At 40.1% G+C, this 19,531-nt stretch carries 18 protein-coding genes; 6 read left to right on the top strand and 12 right to left on the bottom strand.

What is annotated here, in order from left to right:
- Positions 1–80: 80 nt before the first annotated feature.
- A complete protein-coding gene (locus tag IEU81_RS07925) occupies positions 81–965 on the bottom strand; it encodes a hypothetical protein (protein ID WP_186089413.1) in 885 nt (294 codons plus the stop codon).
- 191 nt (positions 966–1,156) lie between these two features.
- Here IEU81_RS07925 and IEU81_RS07920 point away from each other — a divergent pair, with 191 nt between their 5' ends.
- Positions 1,157–2,248 (top strand): PLP-dependent transferase, encoded by a 1,092-nt coding sequence (locus IEU81_RS07920; RefSeq protein ID WP_092595707.1) that lies wholly within the window; start codon positions 1,157–1,159, stop codon positions 2,246–2,248.
- Positions 2,249–2,296: 48 nt separating this feature from the next.
- On the opposite strand, the gene mqo is transcribed toward IEU81_RS07920, so the two are convergent.
- From mqo to IEU81_RS07905, 3 genes are all read right to left on the bottom strand, one after another.
- Entirely contained in the window at positions 2,297–3,802 is a 1,506-nt protein-coding gene (mqo, locus tag IEU81_RS07915; protein WP_092595709.1) for a malate dehydrogenase (quinone), read from the bottom strand.
- A 173-nt stretch (positions 3,803–3,975) separates the two neighbouring features.
- Positions 3,976–4,308: a hypothetical protein gene (locus IEU81_RS07910; RefSeq protein ID WP_092595711.1), complete on the bottom strand. Its 333-nt coding sequence runs from the start codon at positions 4,306–4,308 to the stop codon at positions 3,976–3,978.
- Between the two features lie 10 nt (positions 4,309–4,318).
- On the bottom strand, positions 4,319–4,987 hold the full coding sequence (locus tag IEU81_RS07905) for an HAD family hydrolase (protein WP_092595713.1): 669 nt from the start codon (positions 4,985–4,987) through the stop codon (positions 4,319–4,321).
- A gap of 104 nt (positions 4,988–5,091) precedes the next feature.
- On the opposite strand from IEU81_RS07905, the gene IEU81_RS07900 reads away from it, so the two are divergent.
- Complete coding sequence (locus IEU81_RS07900) at positions 5,092–5,532, top strand: YtoQ family protein (RefSeq protein ID WP_092595715.1); 441 nt, start codon at positions 5,092–5,094, stop codon at positions 5,530–5,532.
- Between the two features lie 238 nt (positions 5,533–5,770).
- On the top strand, positions 5,771–7,339 hold the full coding sequence (gene putP / locus IEU81_RS07895) for a sodium/proline symporter PutP (RefSeq protein WP_092595717.1): 1,569 nt from the start codon (positions 5,771–5,773) through the stop codon (positions 7,337–7,339).
- Between the two features lie 65 nt (positions 7,340–7,404).
- Here the strand turns inward: putP and IEU81_RS07890 are convergent, their stop codons facing one another.
- From IEU81_RS07890 to IEU81_RS07880, 3 genes are read right to left on the bottom strand one after another with little or no spacing between them, the layout of a single operon-like run.
- Positions 7,405–9,624 (bottom strand): TRAP transporter permease, encoded by a 2,220-nt coding sequence (locus IEU81_RS07890; protein WP_092595719.1) that lies wholly within the window; start codon positions 9,622–9,624, stop codon positions 7,405–7,407.
- A 3-nt stretch (positions 9,625–9,627) separates the two neighbouring features.
- Entirely contained in the window at positions 9,628–10,143 is a 516-nt protein-coding gene (locus tag IEU81_RS07885; protein WP_092595721.1) for a DUF1850 domain-containing protein, read from the bottom strand.
- 4 nt (positions 10,144–10,147) lie between these two features.
- Complete coding sequence (locus IEU81_RS07880) at positions 10,148–11,143, bottom strand: TAXI family TRAP transporter solute-binding subunit (RefSeq protein WP_186089415.1); 996 nt, start codon at positions 11,141–11,143, stop codon at positions 10,148–10,150.
- 166 nt (positions 11,144–11,309) lie between these two features.
- Here IEU81_RS07880 and IEU81_RS07875 point away from each other — a divergent pair, with 166 nt between their 5' ends.
- Positions 11,310–12,299 (top strand): YeiH family protein, encoded by a 990-nt coding sequence (locus IEU81_RS07875; RefSeq protein ID WP_092595725.1) that lies wholly within the window; start codon positions 11,310–11,312, stop codon positions 12,297–12,299.
- Positions 12,300–12,353: 54 nt separating this feature from the next.
- Here IEU81_RS07875 and IEU81_RS07870 read toward each other — a convergent pair whose 3' ends face one another.
- Both IEU81_RS07870 and IEU81_RS07865 read right to left on the bottom strand, forming a co-directional pair.
- Positions 12,354–13,862, bottom strand: coding sequence for an SLC13 family permease (locus tag IEU81_RS07870; RefSeq protein ID WP_186089417.1), 1,509 nt, complete (start codon positions 13,860–13,862; stop codon positions 12,354–12,356).
- Between the two features lie 221 nt (positions 13,863–14,083).
- A complete protein-coding gene (locus tag IEU81_RS07865; protein ID WP_186089711.1) occupies positions 14,084–15,103 on the bottom strand; it encodes a PTS sugar transporter subunit IIC in 1,020 nt (339 codons plus the stop codon).
- Positions 15,104–15,294: 191 nt separating this feature from the next.
- On the opposite strand from IEU81_RS07865, the gene IEU81_RS07860 reads away from it, so the two are divergent.
- Both IEU81_RS07860 and IEU81_RS07855 read left to right on the top strand, forming a co-directional pair.
- Positions 15,295–15,642: a hypothetical protein gene (locus IEU81_RS07860; RefSeq protein ID WP_092595729.1), complete on the top strand. Its 348-nt coding sequence runs from the start codon at positions 15,295–15,297 to the stop codon at positions 15,640–15,642.
- A gap of 95 nt (positions 15,643–15,737) precedes the next feature.
- Positions 15,738–17,165 carry an aldehyde dehydrogenase family protein gene (locus IEU81_RS07855; protein WP_092595731.1) on the top strand — a complete coding sequence of 476 codons (1,428 nt, stop codon included), beginning with the start codon at positions 15,738–15,740 and terminating at the stop codon, positions 17,163–17,165.
- A gap of 66 nt (positions 17,166–17,231) precedes the next feature.
- Here IEU81_RS07855 and IEU81_RS07850 read toward each other — a convergent pair whose 3' ends face one another.
- The 3 genes from IEU81_RS07850 to IEU81_RS07840 form a co-directional block, all read right to left on the bottom strand.
- Positions 17,232–18,431, bottom strand: coding sequence for an MFS transporter (locus IEU81_RS07850; protein ID WP_176760568.1), 1,200 nt, complete (start codon positions 18,429–18,431; stop codon positions 17,232–17,234).
- Positions 18,432–18,461: 30 nt separating this feature from the next.
- On the bottom strand, positions 18,462–18,971 hold the full coding sequence (locus IEU81_RS07845; protein WP_176760569.1) for a GNAT family N-acetyltransferase: 510 nt from the start codon (positions 18,969–18,971) through the stop codon (positions 18,462–18,464).
- Between the two features lie 107 nt (positions 18,972–19,078).
- A complete protein-coding gene (locus IEU81_RS07840) occupies positions 19,079–19,513 on the bottom strand; it encodes a MarR family winged helix-turn-helix transcriptional regulator (RefSeq protein WP_092595737.1) in 435 nt (144 codons plus the stop codon).
- Positions 19,514–19,531 lie beyond the last annotated feature (18 nt).

Genomic DNA, 19,531 nt, shown 5'->3' with positions numbered 1-19,531 from the left:
ATAGGTATTGTAGTGGTTTTAATATCATAAGTCAATGATAGTGACACAAAATAAAAAAAGAATCGAAATAAATTTCGATTCTATCCTTTAAACATGCTCGCCAGTTTACCAAAGAACCCTTTTTTCGGGGCTTCGATTTGCTCTTTTGCTATATCTTCACTATTTACTTCTTTTTCTTCTGTGACCGTTTGTGTTTGTTCTTCCTGCTGACTTAGATCAACTGTACCGTTATTTTTTTCTGAAGCTGCTGTTTCCGTCTGAACTTCCGGTTCTGCAGCAGCTTCTTCATCAGCACTTTCTTCTGCCGGTGCTTCTTCAACAAGTTCCTCCGAAGCTGGAACAGTTGCTTCCTCGACAGTCTCTGCTGCACTTGCCGTTTCCTCTTCTGACATTTCTTCTTCAACCGTTTCCTCTTCAACAGCTGCTGCCTCGACTTCAGGTTCAGTTTCTTCTGTCACTTGCGGCGATTCCTCTTCTTCAAAAGTATCTTCCACAAAAGCCGTTTCTTCTTCTTCTGATTTTTCAGGGCTATACTCAAGTGCTTTCAGATCATATTCTTCTAATCTGTGAACGAGTGTACTGATATTAGATTTTAATTCTTTATTTTCATTTTGAATTTCATCGAGCTTTTCAAGTACTATCGCAAGCAGTCGGGAAATATCATTATCCGACATTTTCGATACTTGATTTTCACTTTCCGTTTCTTCAAATTCATCCTGACTTTCAATGATTGTATCTGCTGCAGAGTCCAGCGTATTGCCCGGAGCTTTTGCAATTCTAATCATTTCTTTTAATACATTCACATCTTTTTTAGAAAACAGACGTCTATTATGCTCATCTTTAGCAACTTCATAATTTCTATTTTCAAGTAATCTAACGTACTTTCTAACGTTCTGATCAGACAGTTCCACCATGTCTGTTACTTGAGCTGTTGTATAGTATATAACGTTCTGTGACTGACTCACTCGTATCACTCCTGTAATTTAATTATCCCTATTATAACGCTTATCGTTATTTTTATCTACCGTATATTATGCATTATATCACCGTTACTATTATAGAATTTTCTAAATATTCCATGAAATCATTGACTTGTCTCACCTTAGTTTATATATTTAACATATCTTTCTAAAAATACAGAGCAAAAGGATGATAAATATTGGATACTAAGCTTTCTCAAATTTCATTAAAACCGGATCATACAGGGGCAACAACAAGCCCGATATATTTATCAACTGCATTTGAACATGAGGGGGTTGGAAAATCGACAGGCTTCGACTACACACGTACTAAAAATCCGACCCGTTCTCAATTTGAAGAGGCTTTCGCTGACTTAGAGGGCGGCGTTCAATCTTTTGCAACTTCAAGCGGCATGGCCGCCGTTCAATTGTGCTGTAATTTATTTAATACTAATGATGAAGTGCTCGTGAGCTTTGATTTATACGGCGGAACATTCCGCATCTTTAATTTCTACGAAGAGAAATATAATGTTAAATTTCATTATGTAGATTTTAATAATCAAGAGCAGCTGCTCTCAGCAATTAACAGTAATACCCGGGCATTTTTCATTGAACCGATTACTAACCCTTCTATGGAAAAGACTGAACTTGCACCGCTTTATGACCTGGCTCAAAAGAATAATATTTTAACGATTATAGACAATACATTTTTAACACCTTACTTATCGCGTCCGCTGACAGACGGGGCTGATATCGTCCTTCATTCCGCAACGAAATATATCGGCGGGCATAACGATGTTCTTGCCGGGGTTGTCACTGTAAAAGATAAAGAACTCGCAGAAACTCTCGGTCTTTACCATAATATGATCGGCGCCACACTGTCACCATTTGATGGTTTTCTGCTGCTACGCGGTTTAAAAACACTTCACGTTCGAATGGATCGGTCCATTGAAAATGCGAGAAAAGTTGCGACACACTTTGAAAATCATGAGGCAATCGATCAGGTGCTCTACGCAGGGACGACCGGAATGCTGAGCCTGCGTTTTAAAAATACACATAGTGTACACACCTTTTTAGAACATATTGAAGTCTGTACTTTCGCCGAGAGCCTCGGCGGAACGGAAACTTTCATTACATTTCCATTTACACAGACTCATGCAGAAATGCCGGATGATGAGCGTATCAAACGCGGTATAGATGATTCTTTAATCCGGCTATCTATCGGCATTGAAAATGCTGAAGATATCATTAAAGATATTGAACAGGCCTTAAACCAAGCAAAAAATTAAACAAAAAAACGGCATCGGATATTAACAATCCGATGCCGTTTTGTATTATTAGCTCAACAAGGCACCTGTTTTATGACTTTTCAGTCCTAAAGTGTCCGTCGTTCTTTCATTCATTTCTTTAAATACATCAGGGTTATCCGATAAAGAAATACCGTAAGTTGGAATCATTTCTTTAATCTTAGCTTCCCATGAACTGAATTCTTCTGGGAAAGCGCGTCCCAGCATTTCCAGCATTGCATCTACACAAACAGATGCACCTGGTGATGCACCGAGAAGTGCAGTCATAGAACCATCTTCTGATACGATTGTTTCTGTACCGAACATTAGAGTTCCTTTACCTTTGTCAGTGTCTTTAATCATTTGAACCCGCTGACCGGCAGTGATTGTTTTCCAGTCTTCTGAACGTGCTTCTGGAATAAACTCACGCAATTCTTCCATGCGCTGTTCGTCTTTCAGCAGAACTTGCTGCACTAAATATTTAGTGAGCCCCATTTCTTTAGCACCTGCTGACAGCATTGTCAGAACGTTATTCGGTTTAACAGAGCCGATTAAGTCAAAGTATGAACCTGTTTTAAGGAATTTCGGTGAAAATCCGGCAAAAGGTCCAAATAACAGTGAGCGTTTACCGTCGATATAACGTGTATCAAGGTGAGGCACAGACATAGGCGGTGCGCCTACTTTTGCTTTACCGTATACTTTCGCTTCGTGCTGATTGACGACTTCTTCGTCGTCACAAACTAAGAACAGACCGCTGACCGGGAATCCACCGATATTTTTAGATTCAGGAATGTTCGTTTTCTGCAGCAGCGGCAGACTGCCGCCGCCCGCACCAATAAACACAAAGTCAGCAGTATGATATTCCATTTTGCTGTTGTTTAAGTTTTTCACTTTTACTTGCCATTTGTCACCTTGAGTACGGCGGAGATCCTGAACAGCATGTTTAAAATTCAGCTCCACACCCTGCTCCTGGAGTTTATCAAACAGTTTTTTTGTCAGACTGCCGAAGTTAATATCCGTACCGGAATCTATACGCGTGACTCCAATTTCTTCATCTGGAGTACGGCCATTCATCATGAGCGGCAGCCATTCCTTCAGAATATTGTGATCATCTGTATACTCCATGCCTTCAAACAGAGGGCTTTCAGTCAATTTATCCACACGTTTCTTAAGAAACTCGACATTTTTTTCACCTTCCACATAACTCATATGCGGAACTGTACGAATAAAGTCTTCAGGATTCTTGATATCGCCTTTCTCTATTAAATAAGACCAAAGCTGTTTAGATATCTGGAATTGTTCGTTAATTTTAATTGCTTTTGTCGTATCTATCGAGCCGTCTGCCAGCTCTGGTGTATAGTTCAGTTCACATAAGGCTGAATGCCCTGTACCGGCATTATTCCATGCGTTTGAACTTTCGATGGCCACATCGTCCAGTTTTTCAAAAACTTTGATGTTCCATTCAGGTTTTAATTCTTTTAACAGTGTTCCAAGTGTGGCACTCATAATCCCGCCACCAATTAGAACAACATCCGTTTTGCTGATAGAAGTCGTCATACTTAAATTGATGCCCCTTATCCGTGTTTAGTATATTAATATTCAATAACAGTATACTCTTTTTTTTTATAATCTGAAAGCCTTATCATCTAATGTGTCATACTAATTGCTAAAAGTGTTATACTAATTGCCTCAAAAAAAGATGTACTGTGTCAGCACATCCTTCTTCTCACTTATTTTCCCGCTTTATCGTTAACGTAATCAGCGAATGCTTCAATGTCGCCTGAGACTGTTTCTACCATAGCAATTTTACCCATGCCTTCCGGAAATTCTATGAACAGCACCTCATCTTCTACATAAGCGCGGACAATGTCCTGGTAAGCGAATACTCTCGTGTATGCTTCTCCATTCATATCCACATTCATGAACAGACGCTCATTCGTTGTCATGTATGCCCCTGGGAAGTGAGATTGGTCTCTCACTTTGTACAACAATGTTCCTTCCAGTGAAGGTCCAAATTTCTCTGTCGGATAAAGATCCGCTTCTGTTAAATTAATTAAGTCCACCATTATCCTCCTAAAGATCCGTTAGTATTTTCCAATTTTTATCTTGTGCGACTGATAATAAGTCGTTATCCGGAGTCACAGCCACCGGCTGTCCTACCAGCTCCAGCATTTTTATATCAGTGATGCTGTCACTGTATGCCTGACTGTTTTTCCAGTCTACTTCCTTATTTTTAAAATGCTCTTTAATAATATCAATTTTGCGGTCAGCAAAAACACGTTCAAACCGCGATTTATAATCGAGTGTTTCACCCTTGTAGTGAATCTTCGACCCGACAATATAATCAAAACCAACACCTTTAAATAACGATTCCAATAAGGGAATAAAAGCTCCGGAAATGAGTACAACATAATAGTTTTCATCTTTAAGTTCTTTTATTTTCTCAAGCAGGGTAGTCCTCAGCTCTGTACTCATCGATTTCGCAACATCTGCAAAAAAACCGTCTATATCTTTTTTGGAATAACCTTTGAAAGAGAGAACATATGATTCCAGCGCTCTGTGCTGCATTTTAATTTTCGGCACCAATTTCATTTTGTAGCCAAAATATGTCGGCGCAAAATGACGGACAAAGTGTTTATAGTTCTTCTTAAATTTCGGATGATCTTTTAAATGTGCACGGAGTGTCTCAAATGTTTCGTGCGGATATAACGTGCCGTCAAAATCAAATAATGCCACTTTCATTTCGGTCTATTCCTTTCCATGGAAAATTAGTCTACTTTAAATATTTTACCATAAATAGTTTAGGGTATATACTAATATGCAATGACTATTTAGGAGGTTATTTCATGGATTTAACAGTATATTTAGCAGGAGAAATACACAGCAGCTGGAGAGAAGAAGTTGAAACTCTGGCAAAAGAAAAAGATTTACCGTTAACTTTTGTATCACCTCAAACGGACCACGATTTATCAGACTCTATCGGTGAAAATATTCTTGGCGAGCAGCCTGGAAAGTATTATCGTGACGATGCTGCATCTGCAGTAAATAATTTGCGCACACAAGTTTTGATGAACAAAGCTGACGTTGTCATCGCTCTTTTCGGAGAAGAATACAAACAGTGGAATACAGCTATGGATGCAACAACTGCAATTAATGCCGGCAAACCTTTAATTCTTGTTCGTCCGGAAAAGCTGATTCATCCGCTAAAAGAAATCTCCAATAAAGCAAATATAGTCACCAATAATGTGGAACAAGCTGTTGAAGTATTAGAATATATTTTCAAATAAAATAATTGTCACATATGCCGTCCAGCACACTAGTGCCGGGCGGTTCCCTTTTAAGTTCACAGACAATTCCACTAAATCACGTTGTAATAACAATCTAGGATGTTATAATCTTTTTAGGTGTAATTCTATTCTTTTGTTCTTAGAAAATAGAATACTTCACGTAAGACTATGTCTATTGTTTCTACATACATTTACATAGCCTTGACATCTATATTTCACAAAGGGGAGAGGTTTTTGAATGATTCTTAACACAACAGCAGGATCTGCGTTCACCTTCACTGCAGGGTGGGAACAGTACACAATGATGGCAGTTTATTTTATCATCCTAATTGCTATCGGGGTTTATGCATATAATAAATCCACATCAAATCTCAATGAGTATATGCTCGGCGGCCGTAATATTGGTCCTTGGGTGACTGCATTGTCTGCCGGTGCTTCTGACATGTCCGGCTGGATGCTGATGGGTCTGCCCGGAAGTATGTACAGCGTCGGTATTTCAAGTATTTGGATTGCAATCGGTTTAACGTGCGGTGCGTACGTCAACTACATACTTGTCGCTCCGAGACTTCGTGTTTATTCAGAAGTTTCCAACGACTCGATTACACTCCCGGACTTTTTTGAAAATCGTTTTAAAGACAGCAAACATCTGCTGAGAATTATAGCAGGGCTTGTAATTGTTATATTCTTCGCTGTTTACACAGCCAGCGGCATGGTGTCTGGCGGGAAGTTATTCGAGAGTGCCTTTAACCTGCCCTACCATTGGGGCTTATTTGTAACAGCCGCTGTCGTAGTAATTTATACTTTCTTCGGCGGTTATTTAGCAGTAAGTCTGACCGACTTCTTCCAGGGCACGATAATGTTTATCGCTATCGTGATGATTCCAATTGCTACATGGATGACTTTAACTGGTCAGGGCGTTGAGCCTTTTGTCAGAATTGAAGAACTTGGTGCCATTGCAGATATCAACTACTTATCTCTGGTAAGCGGTGTCTCACTCGTTACTATTATTGGTAACTTAGCATGGTTCTTCGGTTACTTTGGCCAACCGCATATCATCGTGCGCTTTATGTCAATCAAGTCACACACTCTTGTACCTAAAGCTCGCCGTATCGGTATTATTTGGATGGCTATTTCACTTATCGGCGCCTGCCTGACAGGTCTGCTTGGTATTGCATTTACAGACGCTACTCGTCATGAAGTAGCAGATGCGGAAACAATTCTGGTACTCATGAGTCAGGTCTTATTCCACCCGTTAGTCGGCGGATTCTTCCTGGCAGCGATTTTAGCGGCAATTATGAGTACAATCTCATCTCAGCTGCTAGTAACATCCAGTTCTCTGGTACAGGATTTCTATAAGATGATCCGCCTTAAAATGATTGGCGGTACAGAAACTAAAACTGAAGCTGAACAAGATAAGCTTTTCGTTTTAGTCGGCAGAATTTCTGTTGTGATCGTTGCGCTTGTTGCCATTATAATTGCTTGGGATGACGAATCAGTGATCCTTAATATTGTAGCCAACGCATGGGCTGGTTTCGGTGCTGCATTCGGTCCATTAGTTGTGATGTCACTTCACTGGAAAGGTATTACACGTTCAGGTGCTATCGCAGCAATTGTCGGCGGTGCCGCAACAGTAATTATTTGGATCGCAGCTGGTTCATTCGGCACAGGCTTGTATGAAATTGTTCCTGGTGTTATCGTGTCAACTCTTGCCGGTATTATCGTAAGTAAGATGACTCAAAACGAACTTAAACCAGAAATGGAACAAGAGTTTAATGAAACTGTAAGAATTTTAAAAGAAGATAAATAATACATCTTCGAATGGAAATACGCGCTTCCGAGATCTCGGAAGCGCGTATTTTTTATGCTCTTAAATTATACGGTTACAGGTGTCTGCTTTTTCTTTTTATACAGCTGGTAAAGAACCAGCAGAACAAACAATCCTATCCCAATTACATCTGTTGTAATATCACTTTGAATAAATAGTAATGCAGTAATTACCGCAACAATTCTTTCAATAATATTGTATTTCACAAACATAAAGTTTTGAATGAAGGATGCAAATGTTGCCATCCCAACAGCAGCAGTAATAATTGCCCAAATCATTTCAAGCGGTCCTGCCTCTGTAATCAACAGAATAGTTGGATTTATTGCAAACATAAACGGCAACAGCAGAGCGGCTGAGTCATATTTAAACCCTTGGACTCCAGTCCGTATCGGTCCGGCTTTCGCTATTCCTGCTGTAGCATAGGCTGGCAAGTTTATCGGCGGAGTATCGTCCGCTAGAACGCCATAATACAGTACAAATAGATGAGCTACGATAACAGGCAGCCCCATGTTCGTCAACACAGGCGCGATAACAGCAGCAAGCACTACGTATGTTGCTGTAGTGGGAAGCCCCATACCGAGCAGCAAACATGCAAATACTGTAAGAACCAGAGCGATATAGAGCTGAGTATTGTCAGTAATCATAAAGTTCGGCAGCCATCCTTCAATTGTATCTGAAAAATCGATGACGATTCTTGTGAACTTAGTAGATAATCCGCTAGTAGTAATTACCCCAATTAAAATACCCGCTGTTGCACAGGCAACAATAATACTAAGGGCATTTCTGGATGCTTTATCGAATCCTTCTGTAAGCTGTTTAAAACCGTATTTCTGAGGCTCAGCATCGCGTTTCGCAGCTTTCTGAAAGAGTGCGAAAAGGAGTGCAACAATAATTCCTCCGAGTACCATTGTAAATATCGGACTTCTCCAGCGTATTGTTTCTGCATTGAATAAATCAAGGCCGAGAGTGTCATTAACTATAATCAATCCACCATTTACAAAGCCGATCAGATACTGCATTGAGAATGTAATGGCCAACAGTATCGCAGCAAATATTATCGTTCGGCCCATACTCGTTTTAAATCGATAAGCAAAAAATGCTATTATTATCATGGCAATAATTGAATAGAATGCCGATGCATTCACTGATGCACGTTCAATTACTAAGAAGTACAGTAGAATTAAAATGGGCACTATCAAGTAACCATGACTAATCAGCAGCTTTCTCGCTGAAGTCATTTCCGACCTGTCAATACCTGAGATATTGTGTTTATTGGCTTCAAAATGAACCATAAACAATATTCCGACGTAAGCCAAGAGTGCAGGTATTAATGCACTTTTTATAATTTCAAAATACGGTATACCTGTGAACTCAACCATTATAAATGCAGCTGCTCCCATAACAGGCGGTAAGAACTGACCGCTGGATGAGGCTGCGACTTCTACTCCGCCAGCAACGTGCGGCGGGAATCCTACTTTTTTCATTAACGGTATAGTGAAAGTACCTGTCGTTACTGCGTTAGCTGTTGAACTTCCTGATATACTTCCCATCATTCCGCTTGCGACAACACTCGCTTTGGCAGGACCGCCCTTGTATTTACCGAAGCCCCGAATCGCAAGATCGATAAACATTTTTCCTGCTCCTGTCGACTCCAATATGGCGCCGAACAAAATAAAAATAAATACAAACTGAGCTGATGCGTATATCGGTGTACCGAAAATACCGTTACTTCTGTATGTAATCTCATAGACAAATCTTGAGAAATCACCTCTGTTATGATAAAACTGTCCTGGTAAAAACTCTCCTGCAAAGAAATATCCAATACCAATTAAGGCAATGATGACGAGAGGCAGACCAACTACCCGGCGTGTCGCCTCAATTACAATGACAATAAACAGCGCACCAATAATTAAATCAATATCTGTCGGTCTGGCCGACATAATTTCAGGTGCGTCCTGTCTTTGTATTAAGTAAATACCTAACCCGAGTGAAAATGCCGATAGTATAAAGTCGTAAATAGGAATTGTCTTTTGAGACATCCCCTTCTTAATCGGAAATATTAAGAACACCAATACTATTGCAAGTGTCAGGTGAATAATCAGAAAGGTTCTAGATCCAATTCCAGGCAAGCCAAATCCAGCGACGTATAAATGAAAGACAGCCAGCAGAATTGAAATAGAACTGACAAATATACCCAGTTTTTTCCCGAGGTCTCTGTCACTGCCTTCTAATTCTTGAATCATTTTCTGTTGTTCCTTAGCATCCATTCTTTAATCACCCCTAAAATAACTTTTTATTATTTTAATCTCTAAATTTTTCCCTTTATAAGGAGGTTCAGAAATAAGCAAGTCATGACTCCCTATTAAAATGTGATGTGGAAAAACTGACGAAGGTCTTATTTTCAATGTTCCTCCGTGTACTTTACGATTAATATTTTTAATTATAAATTTCCCATCCTCTAAAACTGTTTCCTCGCCTTCATACGGCATACCAGCACCGAAAGATTCAGTATGACTTTCCATTGTATATATGCCGTCTTTTCTTACTTCAAAAATCTCACTGACGGGAGAACGTTCAACAGAATGAATATAATTGACTTTAAAACGCTCTCCATACTCAACTTCTTCTGAGAAGATCGTCTCTTCAGTCGCCATGTCTACAACTGCAATCTTCAAAGGCTGATTAATATAGAAAACAATTGCCAGTTCTGCAATAAGAAAGATCCCCGCAAGGGATAAGAAGGCATTGCTGATACGCAATGCCTTCTTGTAAGTATAATCTCCCATTTAATCACTGCTCGTCGTAATAACGCTGTACACCAGGGTGAAGATCGATAGACATACCGTCTTCTGCTGTTTCAAGGTTTAGTTCCTCACCTCTGACATGAGCGTTTGCCATAGAGTCTAAGTTTTCAAAAATAGCTTTTGTCATTTCATACATTTGATCTTCCGGAATATCATTTGATGCAATCAGCATCGCTTGAACAGCCACTGTTGAAGCAGTACTGTCAAAGTTATCATATGCATCAGCTGGAATATCTACTTGTGTATAATATGAATATTCTTCCATCAGGTTATTCATAGCTTCTTCATCAAAACTTACGATTTTCACATCCGCACTTGCGCTAAGTTCCTGAATTGCGCCAGTTGGTGTTCCAGCAGTTACAAATGCAGCATCGACGTTACCATCTTGCAAGTTAGTAGATGCGTCTGCAAAATCTAAATACTGTGCATCAACATCGTCAATTGTCATATCATGCGCTTCGATAATTTGCGTCGCGTTTGCCTCTGTACCAGAACCCATATCCCCAATTGCTACACGCTTACCTTCTAAATCCGCAACTGAATCAATACCTGAATCTGCTAAAGTTACCAATTGAATTGTCTCAGGGTAAATAGTAAATACACCACTGTAGTTATCCAGTGTTTCACTAAACATATTAGCGCCTTCAGCACCGTAAAAGGCAATATCATTTTGGACTAAAGCCAGCTGCGCTTCCCCATTGTTTAACTGTTCAGCATTTGATACAGATGCGCCTGATGAAACGCCTGTCGCTGTGACATTATCAAATGAAGAGTCAATGATATCTGCCATGGCTACACCAAGCGGGAAATAAACACCAGCTTCACCGCCGGTAAGTAAAGTAATATTCTCTACCCAGCCGTCCCCCCCAGCTGCTTCACCTGAATCCTCTTCACTTCCCTCTTCGTCAGACTCACCGCCGCAAGCAGCTAACACCAGTAATACAGCACTAAACATCATTAACAGCCAGTACTTCTTATTCATAAATTTTGTTCTCCCTTCAATTTTTTTACTTTCCTACCAATAATGTAACATAAATCGCTTTCAATAATTAGAAAATTCTATAATTTAATAGATTATTTTCATCTTTTTTTATTGATTCCCAGACTCTTCATTAAATGCTAATATTAGCTTTAACGAGGTGCATACAATGACATATAAATATTTAAACAGACCTTTTATTTTCGGTATCTTATTTACATTGGCAGTCGCGGTAATCAGTATTGCTCTTGCTGGATTGCCTGTGATTTCCAGTATCGGAGCGCTTGCAGTCGCTCTGTTAATTGGCGTGCTTTACCGGCAGATACTCGGATACCCTGAGCCTTTACGTCCGGGCATTACTTTTTCTGCCAAAAAACTGCTCCGTTTTGCTATCGTCTTATATGGGTTCAAATTAAATCTGCAATTAATTATTAATGACGGCTGGGTGATGATACCGCTCGGTGCAGCTGTGATCTTATTCAGTTTTGCACTCATGTATTTGTTGAATAAGTATTTTAAAACAAATTCATCCATTATGTTTTTACTTGCAGCAGGAACTGGAATATGCGGAGCCGCCGCTATTTCAGCTGTCAGTTCTATCGTGAAAGCAAAAGAAGAAGATACTGCGATCAGCATCGGCTTAATATCTGTTGTCGGTACAGTGTTCGCCCTAAGTTATACTTTTATTGGTCCATTGTTCGATATGAATGATACTGTCTATGGTATTTGGAGCGGACTTAGTCTTCATGAAATTGCTCAGGTCGTTCTCGCTGGCGGCAGTGCTAACGATGACGGTATGGCAATGGCTCTCTTGTCAAAGCTGAGCAGAGTATTTTTGCTAATCCCTGTCAGTCTTTTGATTATGTATTTTGTTTCTAGAAAACAGCACAAAAAAACAGAAGGCAAGGTCGATATTCCTTACTTCCTGTTCTTCTTTATCCTGGTTGCTGTTGTAAATAATTTTATCACGTTACCGGCAAGCTTAAGCACGGTCATCGATCAGCTGACGACACTTCTGATGGTTATGGCAATGGTTGGATTGGGACTCAGCGTACCGCTGCAGTCGATCAGAGAAAAAGCTTTAAAACCGCTGTATGCTTTAGTCATCACATCGGTCCTGTTATCTATAGTTACTTTTTATATCGCAGCAATTATATAAGAAAAAGCCAGCTGAAATCAGCTGGCTTTTATTATTTCTTTTTCTATAACGATTTTACAGGAGTCCTAACCACTGCCAATAAGTTGCTGACATGATAATGATTAAGATGTAACCGCCGACCGTCAGGAATATACCTGATTTCAACAGGTCGTTTACTGTGAATGTACCTGTACCGTATGCCAGCATGTTTTGCGGTGCGCTGACAGGCAGTAAGAAACCAAAACAGATTACAAATTGCTGTATCAGAACGAATCCTAATGATGAGTCGCCCATGTTAAGTGTTGTCGTCAATGCGATAAATACTGGGATTAAGGCAGATGCAAGCGATGTTGCACTCGCAAATCCAAGGTGAATAATAATATTAAATATTGCAACGAGTGCGATTACCCCTACGAGCGGCAATGCATCCAGTCCCATAGCGCCGAATGTTACGTCCGACAGCCACTGAGCCGCTCCGGTTCTGAGAAGTACAGTACCGAGTGAAATACCAATGGCGAAAACAATAATGGTACCCCAGTTAATTGTTTTTTCAACTTCTTTCCAAGTAAACACTCCAACTTTAGGTGCAAGCATAATTGCCAATGCAATCAATGTGATTGATGATGAGTCGAACGGATGTAAGATGCCTTCTGTTGCCCAGAAGATCAAGAGCAGTGTTGCAATCGTGATTAAACGCCATTCTACTGGTTTAATCGGGCCGAGTTTCTCAAGCTCGCTGTCGATTAATTGACGTCCCCCGCTGATTTCATCTGTCTCAGCTTTGAAGAAACGTGTCATAACAAAGTAAAGCAGTATACTCATGATAATTGAGAATGGAGCTGCGTAAATGAACCACTGAATCCATGATACATCTTCTCCCATCGCTTCATTAATGAAGCCGATCGCAACAAGGTTTTGTGCAGCTGCAGTTTTAATACCGATATTCCAAATTGAAACTGCCTGAACTGCTGTGACGATAAGCAGTGTTGCTAGTTTACTGTCTTTCGACATGCCGAATGCTGCCACCATACCAATAAGTATTGGAATCACCGCACCCGCTCTCGCCGTTGCTGACGGTACGAAGAATGCCAGTAAGATAGATACGAGAATTGTACCGAGTACAATAGCATTTGTTTTGTTGCCGACTATACGGAGTACGTAAAGTGCCAAACGTTTATGCAGATTGGTAATCTGCATTGCACTCGCTAAGAACAGCGCTGCTGCTACGAGTGCCAGAGCTGAACTTGAGAAGCCTGAAAATGCCAGGGACAAGGCATTTTTAGTACCGAACTGATCCGTCCCGTCTGCTACATCGAGCGCTTCACCAATTTCATTCCCGGGAACTGGTGACAGTCCGAGTAAAATAATGAGCAGACCGACAATCATTACTGCAGATACGGGGTATTTAACCGCTTCAGTTACCCACATAATTACAGCAAATGCCAGTACTGACAGTGCTCTTAATCCAACTACACTGAGTTCATCAGGTGCAGGTAAAAAGTTAATAATAATTAGTACAAGAAAAGCAACGATAATCCAGACCGGTTTGTATCCTTTTGCCTGTTTCTCTTCTTTGTCTGCCATGCTGACAGTCACTCCTTTTTTTATCGTTTTATCACTGCTAATATAACATTTTTTTCACAATATTTCTTGCTCTCATCAGCATATGTCACAATGTTTTCAAATAATTTAATCATTTCGTTTTATAAATCTTAAATCTTTGTTTTTATTATATATACCATGTAACATTAGAAGAATAATTCATAGCTAAAATTAAAAGAGCGCCGGAATTTTCCGGCGCTCTTTTAGCGTTCTTCTTCAAGTACTTCACTATTATAAATTTTAACATTTCTGAATACATATGACCCGGCAACTGCAACCAGGAAAGAAATTGCTGCACAAATTGCAGCATACATTATAACTTGTCCTGCATCGTTATAACCAAACATAACAAGCAGACCCGGTACCGGCGCTGCGGTTCCCGGTGCGTCATTAATCATGCCTGAAGTCGCAATGACCATACCCGACAATGCACCGCCGACAAAATTCGTCCCGTACATCGGCAATGGATTGGCTGTTATCAAATCCGCTTTAGAAAGCGGTTCTATTGATACTGAAATGATGGATTTCAAATCACCGATCTTCAGTTTATAAAACAGCCAGGCACTGGCAGGAGATGAAGCAAATGCTGACAGTGCAGCAACTGCCATCGGAATACCTGTTAAACCAAGCAATGCTGTTAAAGCCATGGAGCTTAAAGGAGAAATTCCTACTACAGTGATTATACCGCCCAGCATAAGCCCCATCAGTATCGGGTTTGTATCTGTAGCTGTTTGAATAATCGTCCCTATTTCCAGCAATGAATTATCTACCAGAGGTGTGATTGCTAACCCCATCACCCGGATAATCGGCAATGCTACTAAAATAACGACGATAAAGTCCAGGCCTTTTGGAATGACCCGCTGCAGCCACAGCACCCCAAATGACACTATGTAAGCTGCGAATAGTCCAGGAATCAGTCCCATATCACCAAAACCTGCTGCTAAAATAGCAGCATTCACCGGATTCACTTTCATTGCTAATGCAACAAGCATGACAACAATTGTTCCGTCCAGCCCCCCTGCTACCGTTCCAGCAGTCTGAAAGAATTCGATATTAAATAAATCACCAATTACGAAACTGTTTAATGCTTCAACTAAGTATGTGGCGATTGCAGCACCTGCAAAAGCCCCCATCACTTTAGAGCCATATGGTGCAAAGTGAGTAAACAGTGTGAAAAATACTAAAATAACCAGCAGCAGACCAATTCCTATCAGCTCGTCAATTGTCAAAACCCCCAAATATTTATCTATAATGGTTATATTTATGAAAAGTCTTTCATGAAAATGCAATGAGATTAAGTTACCACACGAATTTTTTTTAGTCAATTTTAATTCGAGTAATTTTGTTTAACTCTATGCTAAAATGGGAACATAAATCATTATGAAATTTTGAAAAATTTCCAGGAGGATATCTTATGATAAAGTATTTAGTTAATGCCTATGTCGGCTCACAAGTTTTTGAAGGCGGGCTCAATAAAATTAAAGCTGATGGCAATATGGGGGAAGAATTTGAATCTGAATTCAACGTCAACAACGATCAAATGAAAGCAGCGGGCTACTTTGAAGCAATCGGTGCAATCTTCTTATTCCTGTCTTTCTTAGGAAAAACTTTTACACGTGCCGGTATATTTTTAATTAATGCCGTACTTGGTGTTGCTGTTGTGAAACACCTTAAAGCTGGACACGGCTATGAAGGCAGTAAAAACGCCTTGAAACTTTTCGGAATTAATACTTTGAGTTTCCTTGAAACATTCCGTAAATAATCACTAAACCTGGAGACATTCTCCAGGTTTTTTCTGTTTAACAGCTAGTATATAAGGATAAATATAAATATACGCAATTATATGGAGGGTCCATTTTGAAAAATTATAATAAACAATTTATAAACGGTGAATGGGTAAACAGCACCAGCAGTGAAACAATTGAAGTCATTAATCCTGCAACAGAAGAAGTATTCGCAACAGTTGCAAGCGGTAATAAAGAAGATGTTGATAAAGCTGTTGCCGCAGCCAACAGTGTGTATCTCGAATTCCGTCATACTCCTGTTAAAGAACGTCAAGCAATGCTGGAACGTATAGCTGATGAATACGAGAAACGTAAAGACGATTTAATAGATACTATTACAAATGAATTGGGTTCTCCGCTGAAGGTTTCTGATCAATCCCACTTCTCTGCAGGTTTAAATCATTTTAGAACTGCAGCAAAAACGCTGGACACTTTTGAATTTGAAGAACAGCGTGAAGATGCATTAATAGTTAAAGAAAGTATCGGCGTTGCAGGTCTGATTACACCTTGGAACTTCCCGACGAATCAAACTGCATTAAAACTGTCTGCAGCATTCGCAGCAGGTTCCCCAGTTGTCTTAAAGCCAAGTGAGGAAACACCTGTGACTGCATGTATTTTAGCAGAAATATTTGAAGCTGCAGAAGTGCCAAAAGGTGTCTTTAATCTGGTTAACGGTGACGGTGAAAACGTGGGTATACCACTCAGCGAACATCCCGACGTCCGCATGATGTCATTTACCGGCTCCGGCCGCGCTGGACAAAGTATTATGGAAAAATCAGCAGCTGACTTCAAAAAAGTTGCCCTTGAACTCGGCGGTAAATCTCCGCTGATTGTTCTCGACGATGCTGATTTGGATGAAGCAGCAGAATCAGCTGTAAACAGAGTCGTCAGAAATACAGGACAAGTATGTACTGCTGGAACACGTACGCTCATACCTGAAAATATGAAAGATGATTTTTTAGAAAAACTTAAAGAAAAAATTAGCGCTGTTAAAGTTGGAAATCCGCGTGAAGATGGCATTGAAGTTGGTCCTTTAATCAGTAAAAAACAATTCGACAGAGTTCAAGGTTATATAGAAAAAGGGCAGGAAGAAGGCGCCACTTTATATTACGGCGGCACTGGAAAACCTGACGGTCTGGAAAAAGGCTACTTTGTTAAACCGACGATCTTCACAGATGTTGATAACGGTATGACAATCGCTCAGGAAGAAATCTTCGGTCCAGTGATGAGTGTTATCACATATGGCGACTTAGACGAAGCGATTCGTATTGCGAACGATACTGTATACGGCTTAGCAGGCTACGTTGTAGGCAAAGATAAAGACAAACTTCAGAAAGTTGCACGTTCTATCGAAGCTGGAACAATATCAATTAATGATTGCACCGGTCCTCAAACATTACCGTTTGGCGGTTATAAACAGTCAGGTATCGGCCGTGAATGGGGCGACTACGGACTGGAAGAATTTTTAGAAGTTAAATCTATTAAAGGTTACTTCGCATAATAAAAAAGCAGGTGCTTCCAAAAGGAAGTTCACCTGCTTTTTTTACATACTTTAAGACCGGATAATCTACTTGAAGTGCCATATTCTCCGCTTCAATAAATATAAAAATGTCATAAACAAAATTAAGCAGATAACTAGGAAACTAATATTCATCAAAGATACTCCGAGCCAGCCGCCCTGCATCCAAAATACTCCGGCAGCTGTTCCTCCAACACTCGAGCCTGTATAGTAAAAAAACAAATACAGTGATGATGCCTGCGCTTTATTGCTGTGCGCAATATTGCCAACCCAGCCGCTTGTCAGTGAATGGGCAATAAAGAAGCCGAATGTGAATAATACTAAACCAATTACGATCATCCACACCGATGGTATTAAGACAACTAATAAGCCGCAAACCGCAATAATAATACCTGCATAGAGCATTACGACCTTGCCGAATTTATAAACAAGCTGCCCTGAAAACATAGAACTTAATACACCGACTAAAAAGATCAAATATACCCAGCTGACAATCGTCTGGCTGATATTAAAATCTTCAATCAGTACGAACGAAACATAATTATACAAAGACACGTTGGTACCGAGAAGTAAAAAGCCCATTATAAATAAAATAATAAGCAATGGATTTTTTAAGTGTTCAGTCAGAGATTTAAATAAATCTTTAACGTTAAATTCTCTTTTTACGAAATGTTTTGACGGTGATAAAGCGTACCAGAAAATAATCGTTGCCACTAAGCTCACAGCGCCGACACCAATTAAACCAAACTGCCAGCCCCAAAGTCCGGCTGCAACGCCTGAAAACACACGGCCAAACACCGCACCTAGCGCATTCCCGCTTATGTATAGACCCATGGCACCGGGCAGACTTCGCGGGTGAATCTCTTCTCCCAGATAAGCCATTGCGATAGAAGGGAGGCCTGCCAAAACCACACCCTGCAGAGCCCTCATGACTATAAGTGTTCCAAAGGTTGGGCTGAATGCCGTAAATATACAGAATATCGACGCCGCGAGCATCGATATTACCATTATATTTTTTCTGCCGACCGCTTCTGAAACAGAGCCAAAAATCAGCATACTAATCGCTAAAGTAAAAGTCGTTACAGATAACGATAAACTCGCAGTTGTCGGTGATACCCCGTAATATTCAGTCAAGTCCGGCAGTATCGGCTGAACGACATAAAGTATTGCAAATGTGTTGAATCCTGCAGCGAAGAATGCAAGTGCTGTCTGTTTATAATTTTTAGATCCCTGTTCTATAAAATCCAAATCCATCCCCCCCGGTAAGATTTCGTGCTGTTATTTATATACAGTCTCATCCAGCCAATCTTTAACAAGTGCAAGTTCAGTGTGATTTAATTTCTTCGGATATGTCATCATCACGAGAGGAACCCCCTCGTATCCTTCGTTAATTACTGGCTGAACGTAGCCGTAAGAAGTTAAATGAAAACCATTTTTCTCATAAAATTTTACCCGGCGGATTTGGATATCGTCATTCGGCGGTTCTACTTCCAGCACTACAGGCTTATCGCTCTGTGCTGTGTAAGCTTGCAGTGTTTTTGAACCAAGGCCGCGTGAGCGATACTTTTCATTAACTGCCAAATGCTCTAAAAAGCGGTGTGACTCATTTTGCCATTCAGCAAAAAATGCGAGAATTACTTCATCTTCTTTCAATACATAGACGTTATAAACTGAAAGATTAAGCAGCTCTTTTTGACCTTGAAAGCTTCTGATTTCAGATTTTGGGAAAGAGTCTTCCAGCAAGGCGTAAAATTGATCAAACTCTTTTTCCTTTAAAAGTTCCAGCATAGTTACACATTCTTTCAATTTAAGATTTAACATTACTATAGAACACTTTAGAACATAAAAAAAGCGGCACATATTAATGTGCCGCTTAAATCAGTCCTGAATTCTAATTATTTTGAATGTGCCTTTGCACTGATTTTTTTCAGAGTTTCACGAAATGCACTCAGCTCTTCATCGCTGAGATCAGAAAACAGACTTGCCAGCAGCTCGCTATGTTCAGGGAAAATCTCTTCAATCAGCTTGTAACCTTCTTCGGTTAAAGCAGCTTTCATACTCCGTTTATCATTCTCGTCGCGCTTTCTGTCAATGTAACCTTTTTGCTGCAATTTATCTAAAATGTACGTCGTACTCGAGTTGGCAATCAGTATACGCTCCTGGATCCGGTTAATTGGCTGTTCGCCTTTATTATATAAAAGCTCCATAACGGCAAATTCACTAATATTCAATCCGTATTGCTGCGCATCTTTTTTCACTGTTTTTTCTAAGACATCATTTGTCCGTTTAATACCGACAAATGCTTTTAAACTTTCTTCTACTCTATTCATGAAATTACTCCTCAAGCG

Origin of the sequence: Jeotgalicoccus aerolatus, from assembly GCF_014635205.1 — a bacterium.
Taxonomy (GTDB): domain Bacteria; phylum Bacillota; class Bacilli; order Staphylococcales; family Salinicoccaceae; genus Jeotgalicoccus; species Jeotgalicoccus aerolatus.
The sequence above is the reverse complement of the archived record's forward strand: the minus strand, read 5'-3'. Positions and strand labels throughout refer to the sequence as shown.

Excerpts from the sequence above, each read along its gene's own strand:
- IEU81_RS07885 (WP_092595721.1), bottom strand. The coding sequence starts at position 10,143 with ATGGGAGATTATACTTACAAGAAGGCATTGCGTATCAGCAATGCCTTC.
- IEU81_RS07905 (WP_092595713.1), bottom strand. The coding sequence starts at position 4,987 with ATGAAAGTGGCATTATTTGATTTTGACGGCACGTTATATCCGCACGAA.
- mqo (WP_092595709.1), bottom strand. The coding sequence starts at position 3,802 with ATGACGACTTCTATCAGCAAAACGGATGTTGTTCTAATTGGTGGCGGG.
- IEU81_RS07860 (WP_092595729.1), top strand. The coding sequence starts at position 15,295 with ATGATAAAGTATTTAGTTAATGCCTATGTCGGCTCACAAGTTTTTGAA.
- IEU81_RS07845 (WP_176760569.1), bottom strand. The coding sequence starts at position 18,971 with ATGCTGGAACTTTTAAAGGAAAAAGAGTTTGATCAATTTTACGCCTTG.
- IEU81_RS07875 (WP_092595725.1), top strand. The coding sequence starts at position 11,310 with ATGACATATAAATATTTAAACAGACCTTTTATTTTCGGTATCTTATTT.
- IEU81_RS07840 (WP_092595737.1), bottom strand. The coding sequence starts at position 19,513 with ATGAATAGAGTAGAAGAAAGTTTAAAAGCATTTGTCGGTATTAAACGG.
- IEU81_RS07900 (WP_092595715.1), top strand. The coding sequence starts at position 5,092 with ATGGATTTAACAGTATATTTAGCAGGAGAAATACACAGCAGCTGGAGA.
- IEU81_RS07870 (WP_186089417.1), bottom strand. The coding sequence starts at position 13,862 with ATGGCAGACAAAGAAGAGAAACAGGCAAAAGGATACAAACCGGTCTGG.
- IEU81_RS07880 (WP_186089415.1), bottom strand. The coding sequence starts at position 11,143 with ATGAATAAGAAGTACTGGCTGTTAATGATGTTTAGTGCTGTATTACTG.
- IEU81_RS07890 (WP_092595719.1), bottom strand. The coding sequence starts at position 9,624 with ATGGATGCTAAGGAACAACAGAAAATGATTCAAGAATTAGAAGGCAGT.
- putP (WP_092595717.1), top strand. The coding sequence starts at position 5,771 with ATGATTCTTAACACAACAGCAGGATCTGCGTTCACCTTCACTGCAGGG.